Raw genomic sequence first — 7,922 nt, 5'->3', positions numbered from 1 at the left:
ACGCTCCCGGAGCGCGTCCGGGAGTCGAAGGTGTAAGCGGTGGCCTGCATGTCAGCAGCCTAGTCGGCGCGCGGGGCCCCACGCCCAGGCTCAGGGCGGCCCGCAAATCCGCCTCCGTATCCACGTCCCGGCGCACGGAATCCACCCCGGCCAGTCCGATCTCCCACGCGCCCGAGTCCCGGTGCCGGGCGCGCGAATGTCCTTCGAACGCCGGCGCCAATTCCCTTCCCGCCGCCGCGGCCAGCAGAGTCGTTCCGATTCCCGCCGCGTCCGCGAGAAATGCGCGGGGGAATTCCGCCGCCGAATCGAGGACCCGGCCCAGTTCCGCCGGGCGCAGGGCGGGTAGGTCCGCGTTGAGGGTCGCCACGGCGGCGCCGGCCCGCCCGGCCCGTACGGTCCGCGCCCCGTGCGCAAGGGCGCCGTTCAGGCCGCCCTGCCCTCCGGGTTCGGCCAGGACGCGCGCTCCGAGGGCGGCGAGCTCGGCCCCGGCCAGCGGATCGCCCGTGACGACCACCACATCCCGTACCGCCGCACAGGCCAGTGCCGCGGCCACGGTGTCCACGGCGAACGCCAGCGCGAGTGCCGCACGGGGCCCCTCCCCGGCCCCCCTGCCGAGACGGCTCTTGGCCAGGGCCAGCGGCTTCACCGGCACCACCAGCGTCCAGACCACATCCGCCCCCTCTCTTCGCATCCGCCTCATTGTCACCCGCTGCCGCAGCCGCCCGCGGAGCGCGGGGTTACGGTGTTCTCGACAGACCGGGGACCTGGGGCGACACTTGTGCGGCCTCCGGGTTCAGCACAGCTCCAAGGTCCCAAGAGAAGGGTGTCCGAGTGTCCCGCCGCAGAATCGGCTTCTGGTACCGCTTTACGGCGGTGTTGGCTAAACCGCCGCTCGTGGTTCTGTTCAAGCGGGACTGGCGGGGAATGGAGCACATTCCGGCCGACGGCGGTTTTATTACCGCCGTCAACCACAACTCGTATCTCGACCCGCTCTCCTACGCGCACTACCAGTACAACACCGGGCGCGTCCCCCGCTTCCTGGCCAAGGCCGCCCTGTTCAAGGGCAGCTTCGTGGGCGCCGTGCTGCGGGGCACGGGGCAGATCCCCGTCTACCGGGAGTCCGCCGACGCCGCGGCCGCCTTCAAGGCCGCCGTCGAGGCCATCAACAAGGGCGAGTGCGTGGCCTTCTACCCCGAGGGCACCCTCACCCGCGATCCCGACATGTGGCCCATGGAGGGCAAGACCGGCGCCGCCCGCGTCGCGCTCCTCACCCGGGCACCGGTCATCCCGGTCGCCCAGTGGGGCGCCAACGAGGCCATGCCGCCGTACGCCAAGGAGAACAAGCTCCGCCTCCTGCCGCGCAAGACGCTCAAGGTGCTGGCCGGCCCGCCCGTCGACCTCTCCGCGTATTACGACAAGGAGCCCACCGCGGACGTCCTGCGCGCCGCGACCGACGACATCATGGCCGCCATCACCGCCCTCCTCGCCGAACTGCGCGGCGAGCCGGCCCCCGCCGAGCCGTACAACCCCAAGAAGGCCCGCGCCGCGGCCCGCCGCAAGGCCCAGGAGGACGAGAAGTGACCCGCTGCGCCGTCTACGGCACCGGTTCCTGGGGGACCGCCTTCGCCATGGTCCTCGGGGACGCGGGCTGCGAGGTCACCATGTGGGGCCGGCGCGCCGCCCTCGTGGAGGCCGTCAACACCACCCGCACCAACCCCGACTACCTCCCGGGCGTCGAGCTCCCGCGCTCCGTGCGGGCCACCACCGACCCCGCCGAAGCCGCACGGGGCGCCGATTTCACCATCCTGGCCGTGCCCTCCCAGACCCTGCGCGGCAACCTCGCCGAGTGGGCGCCCCTGCTGCCCGCGGACACCGTCCTCGTCTCCCTGATGAAGGGCGTCGAGCTGGGCACCGCCAAGCGCATGAGCGAGGTCATCGAGGAGGTCGCCAAGGTCCCCGCCGGCCAGGTGGCCGTCCTGACCGGCCCCAACCTCGCCAGGGAGATCGCCGCGCGGCAGCCCGCCGCCGCCGTCGTCGCCTGCCGCGACGAGTCCGTCGCCAAGCGGCTCCAGGCCGCCTGCCACACCGCGTACTTCCGCCCGTACACCAACACCGACGTGGTCGGCTGCGAGCTCGGCGGCGCCGTCAAGAACGTCATCGCCCTCGCCGTCGGCATCGCCGACGGCATGGGGCTCGGGGACAACGCCAAGGCCTCCCTCATCACCCGCGGCCTGGCCGAGACCACCCGCCTGGGCCTCGCCATGGGCGCCGACGCGCACACCTTCGCCGGCCTCGCCGGCATGGGGGACCTCGTCGCCACCTGCGCCTCGCCGCTCTCCCGCAACCGCACCTTCGGCGCGAGCCTCGGCCGCGGCATGACCCTCGCGGAGACCATCGCGGTCACCAAGCAGACCGCCGAGGGCGTCAAGTCCTGCGAGTCGGTGCTGGATCTGGCGCGCCGCCACGGAGTCGACATGCCGATCACCGAGACCGTGGTGGAGATCGTGCACGAGGGCAAGCCGCCGCTCGTTGCGCTCAAGGAGCTGATGTCGCGCAGCGCCAAGGCCGAGCGGCACTGACGCCGCCCGCACCACGAGGTACTCTCGTCGCGATATGAGCACCGAGATCACCCCCCAGAGCCCTGGCCGGAAGCCGCGTGTGGCGGTCGTCTTCGGCGGCCGCAGTTCCGAGCACGCCATCTCCGTGGTCACCGCCGGCGCCGTGCTGCGCGCCATCGACCGCACGAAGTACGACGTGCTGCCGATCGGCATCACCACGGACGGCCGTTGGGCCCTCACCGCGGACGACCCCGAGCGGATGGCCATCGCCGACCGCACGCTGCCGAGCGTCGCGCAGCTCGCCCAGTCGCCCGACGGCTCCGTCGTCCTGCCGGTCGACCCCTCCGACCGCGAGATCGTCTACACGGAGCCGGGCACCATGCCCAAGGCGCTGGGCGAGGTCGACGTGGTCTTCCCCGTCCTGCACGGCCCCTACGGGGAGGACGGCACCCTCCAGGGCATGCTGGAGCTCTCCGGCATCCCCTACGTCGGCGCCGGCGTCCTCGCCTCGGCCGTCGGCCAGGACAAGGAGTACATGAAGCGCGTCTTCGTCTCCTTCGGCCTGCCCGTCGGCCCGTACGAGGTCATCCGCCCCCGCGAGTGGGACACCGAGCCGGCCGCCGCCCGCAAGAAGATCGTCGACTTCGCCGGCGAGCATGGCTGGCCCGTCTTCATCAAGCCCGCCCGCGCCGGTTCCTCCATGGGCATCACCAAGGTCGACGACGTCTCCGGCCTGGACGACGCCGTCGCCGAGGCGCGCCGCCACGACCCGAAGATCCTGGTCGAGTCGCTGCTGCGGGGCCGGGAGATCGAGTGCGGCGTCCTGGAGTTCGAGGACGGGCCGCGCGCCAGCGTCCCCGCCGAGATCCCCCCGGTCACCGCCCACGACTTCTACGACTTCGAGGCGAAGTACATCGACTCCGCCACCGGTCTCGTCCCCGCGCCGCTGACGCCGGAGGAGACGGCGAAGGTGCAGGAGCTCGCCGTGCAGGCCTTCGACGCCGCCTCGTGCGAGGGCCTCGTGCGCGCCGACTTCTTCCTCACCGAGGACGGCGAGTTCGTCATCAACGAGATCAACACCCTGCCGGGCTTCACGCCGATCTCCATGTACCCCCGCATGTGGCAGGAGAGCGGCGTCGGCTACACCGAGCTGATCGACCGCCTCATCCAGGCGGCGCTGCGTCGGCCGACCGGCCTGCGCTAGCCCGCGGAGAGCGCTAGACGACCCCCACCGGGATCGTCTTCGCGACGGCGCCGGCGAGATCGGTGAGCGCACCGAGATCGCCGGCCCCGCCGACGACCTTCCTCGGCAGCGTCACCTCCACGAACGCCTCCCGCAGGGTGGTCGTGCAGCGGACGCTGCCGTCCGGCTGCCGCTCCGGCAGCCAGTCCACACCGTCGATCTCCACCGAGTCCGCGGCGGGGTTGTAGTGTTCGGAACCGGGCTTGATGATCTCGGGACGCTCCACCCCGCAGCGCAGGGCGATCGCTGGATCACCCCACACGGCGGTGAAGTCCGAGACGGGATCGGCGGTGCGCCGCTGCTTCCCGTCCACGGTCTTCGGCAGTTCCTCGTGCAGCGCCCGGCAGAGCCCGGCCGCCCGCGCCGACGGCGTGGGGACCGCAAGACCCTCCGCGCCGCCCGACGACGAGCAGCCGGCGGCCGCGCACAGCACGACGACAGCGGACAGGCCGAAGGGCCGGCGGAGGGAAGACTTCACCGGGCGAGCATACGGGGGACCTAGAGATGGACGACCGGGCAGGTCAGTGTGCGGGTGATGCCCTCCACTGCCTGGATCCTGGCCACCACCATGCGACCGAGCTCGTCCACCGTCTCGGCCTGGGCACGCACGATCACGTCGTACGGACCGGTCACGTCCTCGGCCTGGATCACCCCCGAGATCTTCGAGATGACTTCGGCCACGGTCGACGCCTTGCCGACCTCGGTCTGGATCAGGATGTACGCCTGTACCACGGAACCTCCAGGGCGGCTACGAGGATCATGTGGGGAGAAGAGACGCCACGGTACCGCGTCGCCGCACGGCGCGGGGAGACCCGCGCTGCTTGCGCGGCGCGGCGTATGTCACAACCGATACTCCTAGGAGGAGCTCAGTGAAAGGCACCGTGGGCGAGTTGGGGGAGTTCGGGCTCATCAGAGAGCTTACTTCCCGGCTCACCACCACCCCTGCGGTCCGGCTCGGGCCGGGTGACGACGCCGCGGTGGTGGCTGCGCCCGACCGGAGGGTCGTGGCCAGTACGGATGTGCTTCTGGAGGGGCGGCACTTCCGCCGCGACTGGTCGACCGCCTACGACGTCGGGCGCAAGGCCGCCGCGCAGAACCTCGCCGACATCGCGGCGATGGGCGCGGTGCCGACCGCGATCCTGCTCGGCCTGGTCGTCCCCGCCGAACTCCCCGCCACCTGGCCGACCGAGCTGATGGACGGCATCCGCGACGAGTGCCAGGTCGCCGGTGCGGCGGTCGTCGGCGGCGACGTGGTGCGCGGCGAGACCATCACCGTCGCCATCACGGCCCTCGGCGACCTGCGCAACCACGAGCCGGTCACCCGCTCCGGCGCACAGCCCGGGGACCTCGTCGCCGTCACCGGGTGGCTCGGCTGGTCCGCGGCCGGCCTCGCGGTGCTCGCCCGCGGCTTCCGCTCGCCCCGCGCCTTCGTCGAGGCCCACCGGCGCCCCGAACCGCCGTACCACGCGGGCCCCGCCGCGGCCGGCCTCGGCGCCACCGCCATGACGGACGTCAGCGACGGCCTGATCGCCGACCTCGGCCACATCGCGGAGGCCAGCAAGGTCCGCATCGACCTGCGCACGGCGGCCATCGACGTGCCGACCCAGATGTCCGACATCGGCCAGGCCGTCGGCGTCGACCCGCTGCAGTGGGTGCTGACCGGGGGAGAGGACCACGCGATCGTCGCGACCTTCCCGCCGGACGTGAAGCTGCCCGCCCGCTGGAAGGTCATCGGCGAGGTCGTCAGCCCCTCCGCCCTGCCCCAGGTCACGGTGGACGGGGCCCCGTGGGACAAGGCCGGCGGCTGGGACCACTTCGGGGAGCTGGAGCCGGGGGAGCAGCAGCACGGGGCGGGGCCCCACGGGCTGCACGGGGCGGGACCCCAGGGCCCGCACGGCGCGGGGCCGCACGGGCCGCACGGGGCGGCGCTGTAGATTCGGCCCCATGCCGATACCCCCACGCGTACTGACCGTCGCCGGATCCGACTCCGGCGGCGGTGCGGGCATCCAGGCCGACCTCAAGACCATGCTCGCCCTCGGCGTGCACGGCATGAGCGTGGTCACGGCCGTGACCGCACAGAACTCCCGCGGCGTGCAGGGGGCCTGGGAGCTGCCCGCGGAGGCCGTACGGGCCCAGTACCGCAGCGTCGTCGACGACATCGGCGTGCAGGCCGTGAAGACCGGCATGCTCGCCTCCGAAGAGCTCGTCCGCACCGTCGCCGAGCTCCTGGCGGGCACCGACGCCCCCGTGGTCGTGGACCCGGTGGGCATCTCCAAGCACGGCGACGCCCTGCTCGCCGCCTCCGCCCTGGACGCGGTCCGCACGAAGCTGCTGCCTGCGGCCACCGTCGCCACTCCCAACCTCGACGAGGTCGCCTGGCTCACGGGCCTGCGGGTGGACTCGGAGGCCGGCATGCGGCGCGCGGCGGACGCCGTGCTCGCCCACGGGCCCCGGTGGGCGCTCATCAAGGGCGGGCACCTGGAGGGCGACGCAGTGGACCTCCTCACGGACGGCGGGGAGGAGCACTGGCTGCGGGCCCCGCGCCACGACAACCGCCACACGCACGGGACGGGGTGCACGCTCGCAAGCGCCATCGCCTCCGGACTCGCCAAGGGGCACACCGTGCCGGAAGCCGTAGGGGCCGCCAAGGACTACGTCACCGGCGCCATCGCGGCCGGCTTCCCCCTGGGGGACGGCATCGGGCCGGTCGACCACGCGTGGCGGTGGCGCTCGTAGCGCGTGCCTCATGACGCCCGGGGCGCGACGAGCGGGCACGGCAAGAAGCCGGCCCACCGTGAGGTGGACCGGCTCTCAAGGCAACCAGATGGGCAGCGCCACGACGTGAACGTCACAGCGAGACCGGCTCGCCCCCGCTCGCGCGGGGGCACAGCACTCGCTTAGCGCGAGACCTTGTCGGCCTTGATGCACGAGGTGCAGACGTTGAGCCGCTTCGGCGTCCCACCGACCACAGCACGCACCCGCTGGATGTTGGGGTTCCAACGACGGGGGGTACGGCGGTGCGAGTGCGAAATAGCGTTGCCGAAGCCCGGCCCCTTGCCGCAGACGTCGCAGTTGGCAGCCACGGGTTACTCCAAAGACGGGTCACCCCCGCTCACGCGGAGACGACAGGCACGTACGGAAAATCCCTGCGTGCCGAAATCTGTAGTGACCGGCATTACCAGGGGGATGACCTGATTCTCATCAGGCAACCGGAGCAGCATACAACGGCCGCTCCCGTTCAACGAAACTACCATGGCTGCCCGGGCTGTGACCTGTCCGACCTGTCTGACCTGTCCGGCCCGTCCCGTCTCCCGGCCGTCCGCCCGCCCTCCCTCCGGGCCGTGCCCCGGGACTAGTCTGCGATCACCGCTCCACCGCCCCAGGGAGTCCGAGGAGGACCCACGTGCCGCACCCGCTGGACGCCTCCGCGGTACGCACCTGGTGCGCACTGGCCCTCGACGCGCTGGGGCGGGCCCGCGAAGAGATCGACGCCATCAACGTCTATCCCGTCCCGGACGGCGACACCGGCACGAACCTGTACCTGACCGCGGAGTCCGCCGCCCGCGCCGTCGACGCCGTCTTCGACGGCCACGCCACCACGGGCCCGGCCTCCCGCCCCACGCTCCCCGACGCCGCCCGCGCCATGGCCCACGGCGCCCTCATAGGCGCCCGCGGCAACTCCGGCACGATCCTGGCCCAGCTGCTGCGCGGCATGGCGGAGGTCCTGGCGGGGGGCGGAAAGCCGCGCCCCGCGCCCTCCCGCACGGGGCACCCCGCCGCCGACGCCGAGCTGCTGCGCCGCGCCCTGCGGCGCGCCGTGGACTCCGCCTACGAAGGCGTCGCCCGCCCCGTGGAGGGCACCATCCTCACCGTCGCCGCGGCCGCCGCCGACGCTGCCGCCGCCGCACGGGGCGACGGCGCCGCCGTGGCGCGCGCCGCGGACGAGGCGGCCCGCTCCGCCCTCGCGATGACCCCCGGCCAGCTGGACGCCCTCGGACGGGCCGGAGTCGTCGACGCCGGCGGCCTGGGCCTCGTGGAAGTGATCGGCGCGCTCGCCAGGACCCTGTCCGGAGAGACCCTCCCTCGCGCCACGCGCGCGTGGACGCGCCCCGCCCCCGTAC

The 7,922-nt window shown here is 72.9% G+C and carries 9 protein-coding genes and 1 pseudogene; 6 read left to right on the top strand and 4 right to left on the bottom strand.

Features of this window, described 5'->3' with window-relative positions; all coding sequences use genetic code 11:
* A partial coding sequence (gene cofC, locus ACSNOG_RS30840) for a 2-phospho-L-lactate guanylyltransferase (RefSeq protein WP_436755999.1) occupies positions 1–670 on the bottom strand: 670 nt, incomplete at its 3' end.
* 161 nt (positions 671–831) lie between these two features.
* On the opposite strand from cofC, the gene ACSNOG_RS30835 reads away from it, so the two are divergent.
* From ACSNOG_RS30835 to ACSNOG_RS30825, 3 genes are read left to right on the top strand one after another with little or no spacing between them, the layout of a single operon-like run.
* Positions 832–1,581 (top strand): lysophospholipid acyltransferase family protein, encoded by a 750-nt coding sequence (locus tag ACSNOG_RS30835; protein ID WP_436755998.1) that lies wholly within the window; start codon positions 832–834, stop codon positions 1,579–1,581.
* A complete protein-coding gene (locus ACSNOG_RS30830; protein WP_436755997.1) occupies positions 1,578–2,579 on the top strand; it encodes an NAD(P)H-dependent glycerol-3-phosphate dehydrogenase in 1,002 nt (333 codons plus the stop codon). The genes ACSNOG_RS30835 and ACSNOG_RS30830 overlap by 4 nt, the downstream gene beginning before the upstream one ends.
* Before the next feature lie 34 nt (positions 2,580–2,613).
* Positions 2,614–3,762: a D-alanine--D-alanine ligase family protein gene (locus tag ACSNOG_RS30825; protein ID WP_436755996.1), complete on the top strand. Its 1,149-nt coding sequence runs from the start codon at positions 2,614–2,616 to the stop codon at positions 3,760–3,762.
* Positions 3,763–3,775: 13 nt separating this feature from the next.
* On the opposite strand, the gene ACSNOG_RS30820 is transcribed toward ACSNOG_RS30825, so the two are convergent.
* Both ACSNOG_RS30820 and ACSNOG_RS30815 read right to left on the bottom strand, forming a co-directional pair.
* A complete protein-coding gene (locus ACSNOG_RS30820) occupies positions 3,776–4,279 on the bottom strand; it encodes a DUF3515 domain-containing protein (RefSeq protein WP_436755995.1) in 504 nt (167 codons plus the stop codon).
* A gap of 20 nt (positions 4,280–4,299) precedes the next feature.
* A complete protein-coding gene (locus tag ACSNOG_RS30815; protein ID WP_030369306.1) occupies positions 4,300–4,533 on the bottom strand; it encodes an Lrp/AsnC family transcriptional regulator in 234 nt (77 codons plus the stop codon).
* Between the two features lie 137 nt (positions 4,534–4,670).
* On the opposite strand from ACSNOG_RS30815, the pseudogene ACSNOG_RS30810 reads away from it, so the two are divergent.
* Together ACSNOG_RS30810 and thiD are read left to right on the top strand one after the other, a co-directional pair.
* Positions 4,671–5,630, top strand: a pseudogene (locus ACSNOG_RS30810) (thiamine-phosphate kinase); the annotation flags it as partial.
* Between the two features lie 115 nt (positions 5,631–5,745).
* The gene (thiD, locus tag ACSNOG_RS30805) at positions 5,746–6,537 is read left to right on the top strand and encodes a bifunctional hydroxymethylpyrimidine kinase/phosphomethylpyrimidine kinase (RefSeq protein WP_436755994.1); all 792 of its coding nucleotides are present in this window, start codon (positions 5,746–5,748) and stop codon (positions 6,535–6,537) included.
* Positions 6,538–6,698: 161 nt separating this feature from the next.
* Here the strand turns inward: thiD and rpmB are convergent, their stop codons facing one another.
* On the bottom strand, positions 6,699–6,884 hold the full coding sequence (rpmB, locus tag ACSNOG_RS30800) for a 50S ribosomal protein L28 (protein WP_078660562.1): 186 nt from the start codon (positions 6,882–6,884) through the stop codon (positions 6,699–6,701).
* A gap of 320 nt (positions 6,885–7,204) precedes the next feature.
* Here rpmB and ACSNOG_RS30795 point away from each other — a divergent pair.
* The coding region (locus tag ACSNOG_RS30795) for a DAK2 domain-containing protein (protein WP_436755993.1) at positions 7,205–7,922 on the top strand (718 nt) is incomplete at its 3' end.

It is taken from the genome of Streptomyces sp. URMC 124 (genome assembly GCF_051386455.1).
Classification (GTDB): Bacteria; Actinomycetota; Actinomycetes; order Streptomycetales; family Streptomycetaceae; genus Streptomyces.
This window is presented reverse-complemented; position numbering and strand designations above follow the sequence as displayed.

Coding starts and splice junctions, on each gene's coding strand:
- ACSNOG_RS30825 (WP_436755996.1), top strand. CDS start 2,614: ATGAGCACCGAGATCACCCCCCAGAGCCCTGGCCGGAAGCCGCGTGTG.
- thiD (WP_436755994.1), top strand. CDS start 5,746: ATGCCGATACCCCCACGCGTACTGACCGTCGCCGGATCCGACTCCGGC.